Raw genomic sequence first — 18256 nt, 5'->3', positions numbered from 1 at the left:
TCACTCCCCTCTTTCCTTGAGCGACTTCAGCAGGCCGCCCGCCTTGATGATGCTCTGGATGAACGGTGGGAACGCGGCCGCCTGATAGCTTTCGCCCTTGCTTTCATTCGTGATCACACCGGTGTCAAAATCGACCGAAACGGTATCTCCATCCGCAATGGCGCTCGCCGCCGCCTCGCACTCGAGAATCGGCAGGCCGATGTTGATCGCATTGCGGTAGAAAATACGCGCAAACGAGGAGGCGATCACACAGGAAACGCCGTTTTCCTTGAGCACCAGCGGCGCATGCTCGCGCGACGAGCCGCAGCCGAAATTACGTGTGGCGACCACAATATCACCCGGCTGCATCTTTTTGACGAAATTCGCATCGATATCTTCCATCGCGTGCGCAGCAAGCTCCTTGGGATCTGCAATATTCAGATAGCGTGCAGGAATGATCACGTCGGTATCGACGTTATCTCCATATTTGAAAACTCTGCCTTTTGCATTCATGTTTGCGGTCTCCTCCCTTATTTCAGCTCATCCGGTGCGCAGATATAGCCTGCCACCGCGCTGGCCGCCGCCACAGCCGGGCTTGCCAGATAAATTTCCGAGGTAATATGTCCCATCCGGCCGACAAAATTGCGGTTGGTCGTCGAAACCGACTTCTCCCCATGCGCCAGAATACCCATATGACCGCCCAGACACGGGCCGCAGGTCGGGGTGGAAACGATCGCGCCCGCCTGGATGAAGATTTTGGTCAGCCCCTCTTCAATACACTGGAGGTAAACCTCCTGCGTGGCGGGAATGATAATGGTGCGCACATCCGGATGCACCTTACGTCCTTTGAGAATAGACGCGGCCGCCCGCATATCCTCAATACGGCCGTTTGTACACGAGCCGATGACCGACTGCTGCACCTCGATATGTCCCAGTTCGTCAATGGTCTTGGTATTCTCCGGCAAATGCGGGCAGGCTACCGTGGGGCGCAGCGCGGAAAGGTCAATTTCGATCTCCCGCTCGTATACCGCATCCTCATCTGCCGCAAACACCGTGATATCCCGATCTACACGGTCTTTGATGTATGCCATGGTTTTTTCATCCACCGGGAAGATACCGTTTTTGGCGCCCGCTTCGATCGCCATATTGCAGATCGTGAAGCGGTCATCCATCGACAGCGAAGCCACGCCTTCCCCGGTAAACTCCATCGACTGATACAGCGCGCCGTCCACGCCGATCCGGCCGATGATATCCAGAATGACATCCTTGCCGGACACCCACGGACGAAGCTGTCCCTTGAGCACAAATTTGATCGCCCCCGGCACCTTAAACCATGCCTTACCGGTCGCCATACCGGCGGCAAGGTCGGTCGAACCGACACCGGTCGAAAAAGCGCCGAGCGCTCCGTAGGTGCAGGTGTGGCTGTCCGCGCCGATGATCAGCTCGCCCGGTGCGGTCAGACCTTTTTCCGGCAGCAGCGCATGCTCGATGCCCATTGCGCCTACATCGTAAAAATTAACGATTCCATGCTTTTTGGAAAACTCACGGCACGTAAGACACTGCTCTGCCGATTTGATATCTTTATTCGGTGCAAAGTGATCCATGACCAGCGCGATCTTGGTGTTGTCGAACACCGTGTCAAAACCGGCTTTTTCCATTTCGCGGATCGCTACCGGGCCGGTGATGTCGTTGGCCAATGTCAAATCAACATTCGCTTCGATCAGCTGACCCGCGGTTACCGTTTCCAGCCCCGCATGCTTTGCGAGGATCTTCTGCGTCATTGTCATGCCCATATCAGTTGCCCCCTGCCCTTAGTCGATAAAATACTTATTGATGCCGTTGATATAGGCCTTGATGGAGGCCTCGATCACGTCGACCGAAACGCCGCGGCCGGTCACCACATCGTTCCCGCCGTCGATCTTCAGCTTAACGATCGCCTCTGCCTGTGCGTCTTCGCCGTCCGTTACCGAGTTCAGCGAGTAATCCTCCAGCTCGATTTCCTTATCAACAATTTTATTGATCGCACGGAACGCTGCGTTGATCGGACCGTCGGATGCGGCCACGCGTTCAAACACTTCATCGCCCTTTTTCACACGGATGACTGCCGTGGATGTGATCGAATTACCCGCGTTGATCACAAAGCGGTCCAGCGTGTACCGTTCCATACCGGAAACCGGCACCGCACCAACCAGCGCTTCAAGGTCGCGGTCCTTGATGACCTTTTTCTTATCAGCCAGCACCTTAAACTTTTCAAAGGTCTTATCCAGCTTTTCCTTATCCAGCGAATAGCCCAGCTCACGCAGACGATCCTCAAACGCATGACGGCCGGAATGCTTGCCCAGCACGATTGCGTTCTTGGGAATACCGACCGACTCCGGTGTCATGATCTCATATGTCTGCTTATTGGCCAGTACACCGTGCTGATGGATACCGGATTCATGCGCAAAGGCATTGGCGCCGACAATCGGCTTGGTCGGCGCGACCGAAACGCCGGTAATGGTTTGGATCATGCGGCTGGCACGGTAGATCTGCTTGGTATCAATATTGCAGTCGATCCCGAACACATCCTTTCGGGTATTGATCGCCATAACGCATTCTTCCATAGAAGCATTGCCTGCGCGCTCGCCGATGCCGTTGACCGTGCATTCGATCTGGTCAATCCCCGCCTGCACACCGGCCAGCGAAATGGCGACCGCCATGCCAAGATCGTTATGCACATGGCAGGACAGAACAACATCCTCGATCCCCGGCGTATGCTCACGAATGTAGCGCACACGCGCAGCGTATTCATCCGGCACCATATAACCGACCGTGTCCGGAATATTCAGCGTTGTCGCGCCGGCCTTGATTGCGGTTTCAAACACACGGCACAGGAAATCCAGATCCGAACGAGTAGAATCCTCCGCCGAGAACTCAACATCGCTGCAATACTTTTTAGCGTATGCAACGTGGTGCGCCACCGATTCAATCACCTGATCGGGCGTCATTTTCAGTTTATACTGCATATGGACGGGCGAGGTTGCAATAAATGTATGGATGCGGGCAGACTCTGCATGCCGGATGGCGTTCCATGCCGCATCGATATCTTTTTCATTGCTGCGCGCCAGCGAGCAGATGGTAGAGCCTTTCACCGTATCCGCGATCGCGGCAATCGCCGCAGCGTCTCCGGGCGAGGCGATGGCAAAACCCGCTTCGATGATATCCACATGCAGCGCTTCCAACTGCTTGGCAACCTCAATTTTCTCATTCAGGTTCATGCTGCAGCCGGGAGACTGCTCTCCATCACGCAGGGTCGTGTCAAAAATCTTGATTGTTCTGCTCATTTTCTTGTCCTCACTTTCATGATTTCAGGATGTACAGGGACAAAAAAAGCTTCGTCCCTTAATCAGAAATTAAGAGACGAAGCGTAAACTCCGCGGTACCACTCTTGTTGCCACAGGATTGCGGCCACTCAGCGCGCATCTAACAATGCGCCTCCCCTGTAACGGTGGGCATCCGTTCCATCCTACCGGCCGACCGGGCTTTCAGCGGACAGCTCCCGGGCGAGTTTCATTGCTTTCTGACGCTGCCTTACACCAACCGGCAGTTCTCTGCGGACAGGAGCGCAACTACTTTACCCGTTCATCACTTTTTTCAGTATGGTATAATAATATGCCCTGTGCGGTTAGTTGTCAAGTATTTTTTTGCTGTATCACATCATTTTATAAAAGTGCCTGTTTTGCCATCCTTCTTCGCCGAAAAGGAAGAAAAATTCCTTTGCGCAAACACCCCTAACATTCTCAGCCTTCCCAATGAAATTCGAAAAAACCATCCGCCCAACTCAGACGATCCATTTGAAATTTATGTATCTCAAAGCAATTTAGCGGATAATCTCGAAAGCCTACTCGTCCCTTTAGCTGTTTTATTGCCTCGTTTGCTTTTGCCTCAGAAGAAAAAACTCCAATCAATTTTTCTTCTTCATGTATACCACAATCATCTGTTGTGTCATGTATATGCCATAGCAGAAATACATCCATACTATCAACGACCTTTCTGAAATATTCTGCACCATAAATTCATTCCATTGTTTTGCATATTTTATGTTATTTTTATGTTTTAGTCAACGATCAATGATATCGTGAAAAGACAAAATGAATACCGCTGTGTGTATCTTGCGAAAAAAACATATATCTGCTATAGTAGTGTTTATAATTTGTTAAGATAACACAGCAGGATGCGCCGATCCGCTTCCGCAAATACGATTCGGATTTGCCGCATACCAGCCTTTAATTCATTTGTAAAGGAGCATCCACTTTGGAAGTATTACTGGATATCATCCGTTCCTTTGATTTTGAGATTCTGGTACAGATCGCCGACCACTGGCGCGGCGGCCTGTCGGATACTGTTTGGACATTTTTTTCCCTGCTGGGCAATTTCGGTGCCTGCTGGCTTGTGCTTGCCGCTGCTCTGCTCTGCTTCCGCAAAACACGGCGGGCCGGCGCCGCGATCCTTGCTGCACTGGTGATCGGCTTGCTGATCGGCAACGTATGGCTCAAGGAATGGATCATGCGGCCACGCCCGTTTGTCACCCATCCTGAACTGACTGCGCTGCTCGATCCGGGGGATCAATGGTCCTTTCCCTCCGGCCACACACTGTCTTCCTTTGCGGCTGCCACCGCCCTGTGCGTTTTCCACCGCAAATCCGGTCTGCTGGCCTATGTTCCCGCCGCGTTAATCGCTTTCTCCCGTCTGTATGCCAGTGTGCATTATCCCACAGATGTGCTTGCCGGTCTGCTGATCGGTATCTTGTGCGGCCTGATCGGTGCATGGCTGACCGACCGCACGGCTGACCGTATCCACACACTTCGCCTGAGAAAGGGTTCCTGAATGAATCAATACAAACGCCTGCTCGGCAATACCCTGATTTTCACGATCGGCACGTTCAGTTCCAAACTGCTCGTTTTTTTCATGATGCGGTTTTACACCGGCATCCTCAGCCCGGATGAATTCGGCATCGCAGATTTGATCATCAAAACCACCAACATTCTCTATCCAATCGTATCTGTTTCGATCGGACAAGCTGTGATCCGCTACGGACTGGAACGCTCAACCAATAAACCGCGCGTTTTCACCACGGGTATCATTACGATCCTGTGCGGGTTTTTGATCTCCATTCCTTTCAATCCGATTTTTTCCTTTATCCATCTGACGACCTCGACCGGCTCCTCCATCACCATGGAGCCGTACACCGGCCTGATCTACCTGTATGTGCTGACTGCCTGCCTGCAAAACTGCTGCAGCCAGTTTATCCGCTCGCAGGGCATGGTCAAGCTGTATGCGATCGACGGTATTTTCCGCACCGCCACCACGATCGGTTTCAATATCCTGTACCTGTCGGTATTTGAGTGGAGCATTTTCGGCTATGTCTTCTCGGTGATCTGCTCGGATGCGCTTTCCACCGTCTGCCTGTTCTTTATTGCCCGCCTGTGGCGATACATCCAGCCCAAATCTGTCACCCGACATGGCTTCCGCTCCATGATCACCTATGCGCTGCCGCTTGTACCTGCACAGATTCTGGTATTTTTGATTGGCTATATCAGCCAGTTCATGCTGGCCAACATGGCGAATACAGCGGTTTCCGGCCTGTATACCGCCGCCTACCGCATCCCGACCATGATTACGCTGGTCGCTTCGATCTTTATTGATGCCTGGCAGCTTTCCAGCATCAACGACAATACACGGGAACAGCAAATCACCTTTTTTTCCAATGTCGGCAATGTATTTGCCAGCATTGTTCTGCTGATCGCCTCCGGTGCAATTCTATGTTCCAAGCTGGCAATCAAAATTCTGGCTGCACCGAACTACTACTCAGCCTGGACCTTTGTGCCGATCCTAGCGCTGTCAGCCTCTTTCTCCTGTCTGTCTAGCTTCCAAAACAGCATCTACACGTTGGAGAAAAAAACCTTTCAGTCCTTCCTGAGTACTGTTTTTACCGCTGTGATCAACATTGGTGCAAACCTGCTGCTGATCCCGCGGTTCGGCGGCATGGGCGCCGCGGCTGCTGCCCTGATCAGCTATCTGTTCCTCTTCCTGTATCGCGCGGTGGATACGCGCCGTTTTCTGCCGATACAGTGGAAACAACGCCGTATGGTCACCACTACGCTTCTAACCGCCCTGCAAGCGACGCTCATGCTGCTCGAGCCCCCGCTGTGGCTGCTGTGGCAGCTTCTCCTGTTCGGTATGGTCACGGTAATCAACAGCCGCGAGCTGCTGATCGGCATCAAAAAGCTCCTCCGCCGCGGATAACTGCTTTTTCAGTATAAAAGAAATACCAATATATCTGCCGGTACAGACACCGCTGCCATAGGTGCAAATTGCGCCCCATGAGCATAATTATAAGACCAATACAGACAGCCGCCAGTCATTATTCCGATGACTGACGGTTATTTTATTGATATCTTGAAATTCGCCGTTTGCCTCCGCATTCTCCCGCGGGCATACTGTATTGATTTGCCGAATTATTCATAGCATAGTAGTAGGTATCTATAATCAATACCAAGAAGATTAGAATTATTTAAAGATTTTGTCGCTTTTTGATAGATTATATAGTATACTAAATTTATAATATAGCGAATATTACAATAGAATGGAAACTGTATTGTCAGCAACCATTTGATTGGTGGTGAAAATGTGAATAAAGAAGGCATTTTAGATATCATCAGCAACGCAAATGATGACAGTATCTATCTTGCAGATATCGAAACCTATGATCTGATCTATCTGAGTCCTGCCGCTTTGCAGTTAACCGATCGAACACCGGACGACTATGTAGGAGAAAAATGCTACCAGGCTTTGCAGGGTTTAGATGCCCCCTGTCCCTTTTGCACGAATCAGTTTTTAACCGAGCATGACTTCTACATATGGGAGCATAACAATACGAAACTTGGCCGCCACTTCATCCTGCGGGATCGATTGGTGCGGTATCTGGGTAAGCTCGTCCGCATGGAGATCGCCACCGACATCACAGAACGCAAGCGCGGCAGCCCGAATTTAATGCGGCTTCAGGCCATCGATGAATCTTTAGTGCGCTGCATTGACACGCTGAAGAACAGTGACGATACTGCTTTGGCGATGAACAGTTTCCTATCCCACATCGGAGCATTCTATCAGGCAGATCAGGTTCACATCTTTGAAATGGATGCCAATACGCAAATGATGCAGCAAACCTATCAGTGGATTTCAGAGAACTGCCCAATCAGGCAGGAGCCGTCTGCCCACGCCCGTTCTGCAATCGACCACTGGTTTCATGCGTTTGACAAAAATGGTTTTATCCGCATCGTATCGGTAAAAAACGAGCTTGCACCTGATTCTGCGGAGTATGCGGCGCTTTCGTCGAATGGGGTTGACAGTCTGATTGCAGTTCCGCTTTTAAGCAAAGACGGAGCACCAATCGGTGTGATTCGCGTGGATAACCCAAAGAGCAATCTGGATGCTCCGCGGCTTCTGCGCTCGGTTTCCAATTTTGTGGTGGATGGGATCAGCAAGCGTGCCATGCTGGATAAGCTGGACAAGCTGAGTTATAACGACACTTTGACCGGACTGTTCAATCGCAACCGCTATACAGAGCAGATTCGGGAATTTCAAAAAAAGCCACCGGCTACTTTAGGTATTATATATCTGGATATTGACGGCCTAAAACGAGCGAACGATACATATGGACACGCATTTGGAGATGCGCTGCTCACCCGTACCGCTGATCTTTTGGTCAAAGGATGCCCCTATGATGTCTACCGGATCGGCGGCGATGAGTTTGTGGTGCTCTGTCCGGAGATCGGTCAGGAGGATTTTCAGTTCCTGACCGAGCGTCTCAGGAAAGCGTTCAAGAAAGAAGGGGATCTCAGCGTTTCCATCGGCACAAAGTGGACCACAGGCGCGATAGATGCCATGGAACAGGTGGTTGACGCGAATCATTTGATGGACATGGAAAAGCAGTCATACTACAATTCTATGCGCGCCAGCCGGGAGCTCCACTATGTGCAGTTGAAGGAAAAGCTGCTGAAGGATATCCGCCAAGGGGTATTTTCAGTTTATATGCAGCCGCAGTTTTCTCTCAGCACCCAACAAGTCGTTGGTGCAGAGGCGCTTGTTCGTAAAACCGGACTGAATGGCGAAATGATCCCTCCGGCCATGTTTATCCCATTCTATGAAAACGAAGGGCTGATTCCGTTCATTGACTTCTTTGTATTGAAAACCGTCTGTCAGGCAGTAAGGGACTGGAACCTTTCTTCCGTTGCTGTACCGCCAATTTCAATCAATTTCTCCCGGATCACCTTAATGACCGATGATTTTACAGAAAATATTGTCGATATCTGCAATCATTACGAAGTTCCCTATCATATAATCGACATTGAGATGACCGAAACGATTTCGAAGATGGATCTGCAGGTGTTGGCCGCACTTGTAAAACGGCTCCGTGGAATTGGTTTTTCGGTGTCTCTGGATGATTTTGGGACAAGATACTCCAATCTGTCCATTTTGACCGCGATCGAATTCGATCATATCAAAATTGACAAGAGCTTGGTAGATCACATTGCGACAAATGAAAAAGCACACATTATTGTGGACTATACCATACGTATGGGGAAAGCATTCAAACAGGCGGGAACTGTCGCGGAAGGAATTGAGAAAAACGATCAGCTCGATGCCCTGACGAACCTGAACTGCGATATCGGACAAGGTTATTATTTCTCGAAGCCAATATCCATGCGTGAATTCTTTAGCCGTTATCTTATGCCGAAAGCTTAAACTTGTAGCCACTTAACATTCAAATACAGACAGAAAGTATGGAGGAAGAAGAAATGAAGCGCACGAAGGCAAAAACAAGAAGTATCAAAGCAAAAATATTGATATCCATGGTGCTGACATTGGCAATTTCGCTGATCACAGTCGGCGGCATCTCCTGTGTCCTGAACTATCGGGGTACGCAGTCGACGCTGGAGGCCAGCATGGAAGAGTTGGCTGTCGTAGCTGCAGATCGTGTTTCCTATCAGCTTCAGGTATATCAGCTCATCGCCGGGGACACCGGAAACATTTCCCGACTCTCCGATCCGGAAATCTCGCTGGAGGAAAAAAGGCACTGCTCCAGCAAAAGGTAGAGGATAACGACTTTCAACGGTATAACCTTTTGGATACACAGGGCCACAGCCTGATTGACGGGGGAAATTACAGCGATCGAGCCTATTTCAAAGCTGCTATGCAAGGCAATACCTATGTTTCCGAGCCGCTGATTTCCGCTGTCACCGGCGAGATGACAATCATCGTTGCTGCTCCGGTATGGCAGGATGGTGTGGAGGGCGGCCAGATCGCCGGTGTAGTGTACTTTGTGCCCCACGAAACCTTCCTCAATGACATTGTCAGCACGCTGCGGGTGAGCGAAGGCGGTTCTGCCTATATGCTGGACGCCACGGGCAACACCATTGCCCACCGCGATCTGGAAACCGTCCGCAATCAGGAAAATACCATCGAAAACGCAAAAAGTGATCCGTCCCTGACCGATTTGGCCGCTATTGAAACGGATATGGTCGCCGGCGGCACCGGATTCAGCCAGTATAGCTATGGCGGAGATCAAAAGTTCACTGCATATGCACCTGTTCCGAAAACCAACGGCTGGAGCATTGCTATTAACGCCCCGACTTCTGATTTTACCGGTCCGGCGATTCAGGGAATTATCGCTACCATTGTCCTGCTTATCGTGGCCATTATTGCCGCATCCATTGTTGCTGTAAAGTTGGCGGTTGGTATCGGCGGAGCAATTAAGGCCTGTTCGAATCGTCTCCAACTGCTGTCTCAAGGCAATTTGGAGGCTCCTGTCCCTGATTTCGACCGCAACGATGAGGTGGGCGAACTGGTATCTTCCACCAAAATTATTGTCACTGGTTTAAGTACCATACTGAAGGATATCGACTATCTGCTCAGCCAGATGGGAGAAGGAAATTTTGTAGTCGATTCCCAGACTCCGGAGCTGTATATCGGAGACTTTGCCCCCTTGCTGGATTCCATTCGCCGTATCAAGCATAAGCTGAGCGATGTGCTTTCTCAAATCCACATGAGCTCCGACCAGATTGCTGCCGGTGCTTCTCAGGTATCGGACGGTGCGCAGGCGCTGGCACAGGGCGCAACGGAGCAGGCCAGCTCTGTGCAGGAGTTGGCATCCACCGTGCACGATATTTCTCAGAATGTAAGCGAGACTGCGGATGTCTCGAGAATGTCCCAGTCGCGTGCTGAAGAAGCTGGCGGGCAGGTCGTGCGGAGCAACGAAATGATGGTGCAAATGACGACTGCTATGGAGGAGATTACAGAGTTCTCCAAACAGATCGGTCATATCATTACCACCATCGAGGATATCGCTTTCCAGACCAATATTTTGGCTCTCAATGCCGCTGTGGAAGCAGCGAGAGCAGGCGCAGCCGGCAAGGGCTTTGCAGTGGTTGCAGATGAAGTGCGCAGCTTGGCTTCCAAATCGGATCAGGCGGCCAAGGCTACCAAGGAACTGATTGAAAATTCTGTTCGGTCGGTGCAGAACGGCAATGTTATTGTTGCTAACGTTACGGATTCGCTCCAAAAAACAACAGAGCTTGCCGGTTTGGCTGTTGGCGATATGGTCAAGGTAGCTGAAATGGTGAATACTATCGCAGCAGCGGTTGCACAAGTCACCGTGGGATTGGATCAGATTGCTGCGGTTGTGCAGACGAATTCCGCTACCAGTGAGCAGTCTGCCGCAGCCAGTGAAGAGCTGTCTTCTCAGGCTCAACTTCTGAATGATCTTGCCGGACAGTTCCGGCTCCCGGACAACGGATATTCTTACGGCGATTAACGATGTTCTGGAAACCGAATATGCTGTAAAATCAAGGGGCGGAAGCGCAAAAAGCGCTTCCGCCCCTTCCTATTCCAGATCAGTTGGTGCTGCGCAGCAGAAATGCATAAAAAGCTGCTCTCTCGGTTCCCCTCCAGGGTGCTGGAAGGTATATCTCATTTATAATGTTCGTTTTACATGAATGCCTAATACCAAACTGTGAATAACGACCATCAGCAGCATAAAAAAGAAAGCAGCCAACACAGCCAGCCATTCCCTCTCAGCAAATCAATGAATTTGTAAAAAACCGATGGCACAAAAGCACAGAGACAGGCGATTTCCTCCACCTGTCTCTGTGTGTCTACTGATAAATAAGTCAAAAAATATACCTACACGCTATCAAAAGCTGTCGGCGGATAATTCCTATTCAGCTTCAGCCGAGTACCGCCTTGTGGAAGGTCTTTTTCCCCTTCTTGATAATGCACTCCTCTGTAAAGGCCGACTGATCCAGCATCTGCTTAAAGTCTGCCACCTTTTCCCCATTGAGCGATACGCCGCCGCCCTGCACGAGCTTACGCGCCTCTCCGTTGGAAGCCGCAAGACCGCATTTGACCAACAGAGACAGCACGCCGATCTGACCGTCGGTAAAATCCTCTTCGGTCAAAGTTGTGGTCGGCATATTTTCGCTTACACCGCCGCCGAGGAAAATTTCCTTTGCCGCGGTCATCGCCTTGTCCGCCTCTTCCTTACCATGCACAAGTGCAGTCAACTCATACGCGAGGATCTCCTTTGCGCGGTTAAGTTCAGCACCCTCCCACTTGTCCATCTCCTCAATCTGCTCCAACGGCAGGAATGTCAGCATACGGATGCACTTGAGCACGTCCGCATCATCCACATTGCGCCAGTATTGGAAGAAATCATACGGAGCAGTCTTGTTCGGATCGAGCCATACCGCACCCGAAGCCGTCTTGCCCATCTTTTTGCCTTCCGAATTGAGCAGCAGCGTAATGGTCATGGCATGTGCGTCCTTGCCCAGCTTACGGCGGATCAGCTCAGTGCCGCCCAGCATGTTACTCCACTGGTCATTGCCGCCGAACTGCATGTTGCAGCCGTAATGCTGGAACAGATAGTAAAAGTCGTAGGACTGCATGATCATGTAGTTGAACTCCAAAAAGCTCAGACCCTTTTCCATACGCTGTTTATAGCACTCCGCACGCAGCATATTGTTGACCGAGAAGCACGCGCCAACCTCGCGCAGCAAGTCAACATAGTTCAGATCCAGCAGCCAGTCCGCGTTGTTGACCATCTGCGCCTTGCCCTCGCCAAACTCGATAAAGCGCTCCATCTGCTTTCTGAAGCAGTCGCAGTTGTGCTGAATGGTCTCCGGCGTCATCATCGAACGCATATCCGTACGGCCCGACGGGTCGCCGATGTAGCCTGTACCGCCGCCAACCAGCGCAATCGGCTTGTTGCCGGCCATCTGCAGGCGCTTCATCAGGCAGAGCGCCATAAAATGACCGACATGCAGGCTGTCTGCCGTGGGGTCAAAGCCAATATAGAAGGTGGCCTTGCCGTTGTTGATCATCTCACTGATCTCTTCTTCATTTGTTACCTGCGCGATCAGCCCGCGCGCTTTCAGTTCTTCGTAAATCGTCATCTGTTATTTCCCCGATCTATCATAAAGTAATTTTGAAAACTCTTTTATAAACTGCTACGGTGCACGCTCTTTACGGCGTTCATCAATAATAATCAATGCAGCTCACCCTCCTGACCTGCAGCACACAGCAGATCCTCGGCATTGCGCCGCGCCGCATCCGAAATCTGATCACCGGACAGCAGCCGTGCGATTTCATCGATACGGTGCGGCCGGTCCATTGGGCTGACATCAGTATAGCTGCGGCCATCCCGCACCGACTTTGCAATGCGCAAATGATGATCGCCCATCGAGGCGATCTGCGGCAAATGGGTAACGCAAAGCGTCTGCTTTTTCCGTGCAATCGCGGATAGTTTGCGCGCGATCTGCTGCGCAGCATGTCCGGAAACGCCGGTATCGATCTCATCAAAAATCAGCATACCAACATCTTCTCCGGCCGTCAAGACATTTTTCAGCGCCAGCATGATGCGGCTCAGCTCACCGCCCGATGCCACCTTGGACAGCGGTTTTTCCGGCTCACCGGGATTAACCGAAATCTCAAACGATACAGCATCAAATCCGTGTGCCGATAATTTGGTACCCGTGCGCACAGCAATACGCATTTTAACTTTTTCCATATCAAGCTCCGCCAGCTCGCGCACGATTTCTGTTTCCAGATGCTTTGCCGCCGCCCGCCGCTGCTCACTCAGCTGTGCCGCCAGCTTTTTTGCCTCTGCCAGCTGCACACGGTACTGTTCGCGCAAGATGTCCCGCCGGTTGTCCGAATCCTGCAACGCATCCAGCTCCGCTGCGATCTTATCGTGATACGAAATGATCTCGGCCACCGAGCCGCCGTACTTCTGCCGCAGGCGATAGATCAAATCAAGCCGCTGCTCGACCCATTCCCGCTCCGCCGGTGAAAAATCCAGATGGTCGCTCCGGCTGCACACGCTGTCACGCAGGTCGGCGGCCAGCAGACGCAGTTCCTCCGCCTGCTCAGCCAGTCCGTCAAACGCTTCCGATACCGCATGCAGACCGGTCAGCGCTCCCGCTGCCTGTTCCAAAAGCATACATGCACCGGCAGTATCATCATCCCCGTCCAATGCTAAACGTGCCTGTGCCAATGCACCCGCGATGCGGCCCGCATGATCAAAGTAGGCCTTGCGCTGCGCAAGCTGCTCATCCTCCCCCGGCTGCAGCTGCGCCGCTTCGATTTCTTCCTGATGAAAGGTCAGCATATCAACCCGCTGCAGCCGCTCCTGCTCGCCGGTTTCCAACTCCGTAATCTCCCGCCGCAGCGCAAGCAACGCCTGATATTGGGGGCGATACTGTGCCAAAAGCGCTTCACAGCCTGCATAACCATCCAGATAGTCGATATGATGCTGTTCATCCAGCAGTTTCTGTCCGTCGTTCTGCCCATGAATATCGATCAAATACGGGGCAAGCTGCCGTAGCACTGATGCGGAAACCGGCTTCATATTCACCCGGCAGGTACTTTTACCGTCCGCCGTGATCTGCCGCTGGATATGCAGGGTATCCGGTTCTTCTCCGGACAGCGCCAGTTCATCCAGCAACGCCTGCAACGCAGGAGACAGCGCGGTAAACACCGCGCTGACAAAGCCTTTCTGTGCCCCTGACCGCACCAGATCGCGGCTGACTCTGCGTCCTAAGATCGCGCCGATTGAGTCGATCACGATCGACTTGCCCGCACCGGTTTCACCGGATAGCACGGTCAGCCCGTCTTCCAGTTCAATATCCGCCTGTTCGATCACAGCAATATTCTCAATGTGGAGTAATTGCAGCATAGCCGCGGTTCCTCCTCTGCTTTTATTTTAGGATATCATGCGCCTGCTTTCGGAATCGATCCGCTGCATCATTGTTCCGCATGACCACAAACACCGTGTCATCACCGCCCAGTGTGCCGACCACATCCGAGGCGCGCATCGCATCAATCGCCATCGCAGCAGCCTGCCCCAGTCCGGGCAGAGTCTTGATCACAACCATGTTCTGCGCCGCGTCGATCCCGGTCACACATTCCCGGAAGATGTTGCGCAGGCGGGTGGTAAAACTGTCCGCCGCGCCGGCTGCCGCCACGGAGTATTTATATTTTCCGGTCTCCGCCGAAAGCGCCTTAATCAGGCGCAGCTCCTTGATATCACGTGAAACCGTTGCCTGCGTAGTATTATAACCCAAAGCACGCAGATGGTCGGTCAACTCCTCCTGTGTTTCGATCTCAAACCGATCGATCAGATCAAGGATTTTTGCCTGTCGCTGGAATTTCATACACACCCCTCCGTTTTTATAGCTTTTGCTGCAATATCCGATAAAAGCTGTCGCCCTTCAGACGAACCAGCCGGGTGTGCAGCGCCGACCGGGTGATCATCACCCGGTCATCCGGCCGAACTGCAAAGCCCTGCCCGCCATCTGCCGAGATGAACACCTCACTGCCGCCCTCGCAGGCGGCGGTCAACGCGATCCGGCGTTCGGGCGCAAACACAAAGGACTTTGCCGTCAGCGCATGCGCACAAATTGGGATGACCGCCATATTTTCCGCACTCGGCTCGATGACCGGTCCGCCGGCCGATAAGCCGTATGCTGTCGATCCAGTCGGGGTCGCAACGATTACTCCGTCACCGTTGAAGCGCGTCACTTCCTCGCTGTCCGCCTCGATACGCACCCGCACTACACGAAATGCCGTACCTTTGGCGATCACGATATCATTGAGCGCATCATTTTCATACACCACACGCCCCTGCCGCATCACAGCAACATGCAGCATCATGCGGCTGTCCAGCGTGTACGCACCGGAAAACAGCTTTTCCATTTCATCCAGCTCATCCGGCTCCAGCTCGGTCATAAAGCCGACGTGACCGACATTGATCCCCAGCATCGGCAGATTCTGCCGGGCGGCGGCGCGAGCCAGCCGCAGCATAGTGCCGTCCCCTCCGAGAACGACTGCCAGCTCTGCAAACTGCACTGCAGCATCGGTTTCTGTATAGTCCACACCGGCTAGTCCCAGCGATACAGCGCGCAGCTGCATCGGCAGCAGCAACCGCACCCCTTCACGGGTCAAACGTCTGCACACCTCCGGCAGAACGGCGCGCGCCCCTTCTTTCCGCATATTGGGGTAGATGAAAATGGTCTTCATAACTCAACCGTCCAATTCCGCGTGCGCCTGCCGCACGATATCCTGCAAATCCGGGATCGCTTCCTCCCCCTGCTTTGCCAGATAGCCTAAAAACTCGATATTTCCCTCCGGCCCTTTGATGGGGGAAAACGTTACATCCTGCACCACAAACCCAGCCGCATGCGCATTCTCCACAAACTGCCCAAGCACTTCCAAATGGATCTCCAGCTCACGAACCACACCTTTTTTGCCTACTTTTCCCTTACCAGCTTCAAACTGCGGCTTGATCAGGCAGGCTACACGGCCATGCTCCGCCAACAGTCCGGAAACGACCGGAAGCACCAGACGGAGCGAAATAAATGAAACGTCGATCACGCAAAGATTCGGCGTTTCCTCCAGCATTTCTGCTGTAACATAACGGATATTCGTGCGCTCCATGCATTTAACGCGCGGATCCTGCCGCAGGCTCCATGCAAGCTGGCCGTAGCCAACGTCGATCGAATACACCTTGACCGCACCGCGGCGCAGCAGGCAGTCGGTAAAACCGCCGGTCGAAGCACCCACGTCCATCGCCACCAGCCCAGCCGGATCAATATGGAAATAATCCAGTGCTTTTTCGATTTTTTTGCCGCCGCGCGAAACAAAGGCATTTTGGTTGCCGCGCACTTCCAGCTCTGCGTTCTCATCCACCAGATCGCCCGCTTTGCCGGCCTTCTGTCCGGCAATATAGACGATCCCCTCCATAATGGCTATTTTCGCACGCTCCCGCGAAGGACACAGTCCGCGTTCAAAAAGCAGTACGTCAAGTCTCTTTTTCGCCAACTTGGTTCTCCTTCCAATATGCTTCCGCCCGTGCGGCAATCGATGCCGCATCCAATCCGCAATACCGATATACCTCATTCACGCTGCCATGCGGCAGGAAGCGGTCTCCTGTATTGCACAACAGCGTTTTTTCCGTCCTCTGTGCTGCGACCCACTCGCCTAAACCGCCATTTTGCACAACGTCTTCAATCACAATGCACGGGCCCGCCAATTCCTGCTGCTTCTCGCTCCAGACCTGCCGCAGAGCATCCCCGATCACATTAACTTTATACACCTGCGCAAAAATGCGTTTGCTTTCCAGAATTTCCGCAGCAGCCAGTGCCTCATTCACCAGAACGCCATGCGCAAGCAGAGTCAGGGTGTGGCCGGGTGCCTCACGCACACAAACGATCGCCTGACCGGATGTGTCCCCGCGAAATGCCCCTTCTCCACCACGCGGATACCGCACCGCAACCGGGCCGTTTTCATGATAGATCGCATGTGACAGCATACTGCGCAGCTCGCTAAAATTGGACGGACAGTAGATCTGTATTCCCGGAACAGAACGCAGAAAAGCGACATCCAACACCCCATTATGGGTAGCGCCGTCCGCACCAACCACGCCGGCACGGTCGATCGCAAATACCACATGCAGTCCTTCAATCGCAACATCATGCACCAACTGGTCATATGCACGCTGCAAAAACGTGGAATACAGCGCCACTACCGGCACCATTCCCTGTGCCGACATACCGGCTGCCATGGCAACCGCATGTTCCTCTGCAATCCCGACATCGAAAAAGCGATCCGGAAACCGTTCTGCAAAGCGTGTCAGTCCCGTACCGGACGGCATAGCCGCCGTGATCGCACAGATACGCGCGTCTTTCTCCGCAAAGGCACACAGCTCTTTTCCAAAACAAGCGGAAAAATCCTGTTTTTTGGATGCCAGAAACGCCCCTGTGACAGGATCGAACGGCGAAACGCCGTGATACGTTTCCGGTTCGCGTTCGCTCGGCGCATAACCGCGTCCTTTTTGCGTCATTACATGCAAAAGCACCGGCTTTTTGATTTTTTTCGCCTGTGCCAAAAGCTCACACACGCTTTTCAGATCATGTCCGTCTACCGGTCCCAGATAGGTAAACCCCATCTGTTCAAACAGTGAAGTGGGCAACACCAGCCGCTTGACCCGCGCCTTCACCCGGGAGATCGCGCGAATCACACGACTGCCGCCGGGAACATGGCGCAACTGCTCCTTCACCCGCACTTTGGCATGCAGATAACGCGAGCTGACACGCAGACGCGACAGATGGCGGCTCAATCCGCCGACATTTTGTGCAATCGACATATTGTTATCATTGAGGATCACCAGCAGCGGCTCTTTGGAAGTGCCCGCATTGTTGAGCGCCTCATATGCCATGCCGCCGGTAAGCGCCCCATCGCCGATCACGGCAACCACATGATATTTCTGATTTTTCAGCGTGCGTGCGTGCGCCATGCCGAGCGCCACCGAAACCGAGTTGGAGGCATGTCCGGTCACACAGGGGTCGGTCCCGCTCTCCTCCGGCTTCATAAAGCCCGAAAGCCCATCGAACTGACGCAGGGTATCAAACCGCTCCCGCCGGCCGGTCAAAATTTTATGCACATAGCTTTGATGTCCCACATCATAAATGATGCGGTCGCGTGAGGAATCAAATTCACGCTCCAGCGCAACGGCCAGCTCCACCACGCCCAGATTAGACGCAAGATGTCCGCCCGTATGTGATACCGAATCCACGATAAACTCGCGCAGCGAAGCGCACAGCACATTCAGCACATCATAGGACAGCCCGCGCAGATCGGCCGGACCGGTGATGCAGTCCAAAATTCCATATCGTTTCATGCTTTC

Annotated in this window: 15 protein-coding genes and 1 other annotated feature; of the genes, 5 read left to right on the top strand and 10 right to left on the bottom strand. The window is 52.6% G+C overall.

The annotated features are described in order from the left end of the window. The 4 genes from leuD to T363_RS15945 all read right to left on the bottom strand — a co-directional run bounded on the left by leuD (position 1) and on the right by T363_RS15945 (position 3995). Positions 1-492 carry a 3-isopropylmalate dehydratase small subunit gene (leuD, locus tag T363_RS0103385; RefSeq protein ID WP_031473243.1) on the bottom strand — a complete coding sequence of 164 codons (492 nt, stop codon included), beginning with the start codon at positions 490-492 and terminating at the stop codon, positions 1-3. A 17-nt stretch (positions 493-509) separates the two neighbouring features. Beyond that, entirely contained in the window at positions 510-1772 is a 1263-nt protein-coding gene (gene leuC / locus T363_RS0103380; protein WP_031473241.1) for a 3-isopropylmalate dehydratase large subunit, read from the bottom strand. 18 nt (positions 1773-1790) lie between these two features. Continuing rightward, positions 1791-3302: a 2-isopropylmalate synthase gene (locus T363_RS0103375; RefSeq protein WP_031473239.1), complete on the bottom strand. Its 1512-nt coding sequence runs from the start codon at positions 3300-3302 to the stop codon at positions 1791-1793. Positions 3303-3371: 69 nt separating this feature from the next. Further along, positions 3372-3613, bottom strand: a binding site (T-box leader). Positions 3614-3758: 145 nt separating this feature from the next. After that, a complete protein-coding gene (locus T363_RS15945; protein WP_154658729.1) occupies positions 3759-3995 on the bottom strand; it encodes a DUF7336 domain-containing protein in 237 nt (78 codons plus the stop codon). 277 nt (positions 3996-4272) lie between these two features. Between T363_RS15945 and T363_RS0103370 the strand changes: the two genes are divergently transcribed. From T363_RS0103370 to T363_RS14390, 5 genes are all read left to right on the top strand, one after another. Further along, entirely contained in the window at positions 4273-4845 is a 573-nt protein-coding gene (locus tag T363_RS0103370; RefSeq protein ID WP_161645939.1) for a phosphatase PAP2 family protein, read from the top strand. Beyond that, entirely contained in the window at positions 4846-6264 is a 1419-nt protein-coding gene (locus T363_RS0103365; protein WP_031473235.1) for a lipopolysaccharide biosynthesis protein, read from the top strand. Positions 6265-6648: 384 nt separating this feature from the next. Next, positions 6649-8763 carry an EAL domain-containing protein gene (locus T363_RS0103360; RefSeq protein ID WP_051643060.1) on the top strand — a complete coding sequence of 705 codons (2115 nt, stop codon included), beginning with the start codon at positions 6649-6651 and terminating at the stop codon, positions 8761-8763. A gap of 53 nt (positions 8764-8816) precedes the next feature. Beyond that, entirely contained in the window at positions 8817-9113 is a 297-nt protein-coding gene (locus T363_RS16505) for a hypothetical protein (protein ID WP_242840219.1), read from the top strand. Between the two features lie 29 nt (positions 9114-9142). Beyond that, positions 9143-10831 (top strand): methyl-accepting chemotaxis protein, encoded by a 1689-nt coding sequence (locus tag T363_RS14390; protein WP_242840218.1) that lies wholly within the window; start codon positions 9143-9145, stop codon positions 10829-10831. Positions 10832-11243: 412 nt separating this feature from the next. Here the strand turns inward: T363_RS14390 and tyrS are convergent, their stop codons facing one another. The 6 genes from tyrS to dxs form a co-directional block, all read right to left on the bottom strand. After that, entirely contained in the window at positions 11244-12467 is a 1224-nt protein-coding gene (gene tyrS, locus T363_RS0103350) for a tyrosine--tRNA ligase (RefSeq protein ID WP_031473231.1), read from the bottom strand. Positions 12468-12559: 92 nt separating this feature from the next. Further along, positions 12560-14248, bottom strand: coding sequence for a DNA repair protein RecN (gene recN / locus T363_RS0103345; RefSeq protein WP_031473229.1), 1689 nt, complete (start codon positions 14246-14248; stop codon positions 12560-12562). Between the two features lie 22 nt (positions 14249-14270). After that, a complete protein-coding gene (gene argR, locus T363_RS0103340; protein ID WP_031473227.1) occupies positions 14271-14726 on the bottom strand; it encodes an arginine repressor in 456 nt (151 codons plus the stop codon). A 16-nt stretch (positions 14727-14742) separates the two neighbouring features. Next, positions 14743-15591, bottom strand: coding sequence for an NAD(+)/NADH kinase (locus tag T363_RS0103335; protein ID WP_034971528.1), 849 nt, complete (start codon positions 15589-15591; stop codon positions 14743-14745). Between the two features lie 3 nt (positions 15592-15594). Then, complete coding sequence (locus tag T363_RS0103330) at positions 15595-16392, bottom strand: TlyA family RNA methyltransferase (RefSeq protein WP_031473223.1); 798 nt, start codon at positions 16390-16392, stop codon at positions 15595-15597. Then, positions 16373-18250, bottom strand: coding sequence for a 1-deoxy-D-xylulose-5-phosphate synthase (gene dxs, locus T363_RS0103325; protein WP_031473221.1), 1878 nt, complete (start codon positions 18248-18250; stop codon positions 16373-16375). The genes T363_RS0103330 and dxs overlap by 20 nt, the downstream gene beginning before the upstream one ends. Positions 18251-18256: the final 6 nt, after the last annotated feature.

The sequence above is a fragment of the Agathobaculum desmolans ATCC 43058 genome (assembly GCF_000701665.1).
GTDB lineage: Bacteria > Bacillota > Clostridia > Oscillospirales > Butyricicoccaceae > Agathobaculum > Agathobaculum desmolans.
The sequence above is the reverse complement of the archived record's forward strand: the minus strand, read 5'-3'. Positions and strand labels throughout refer to the sequence as shown.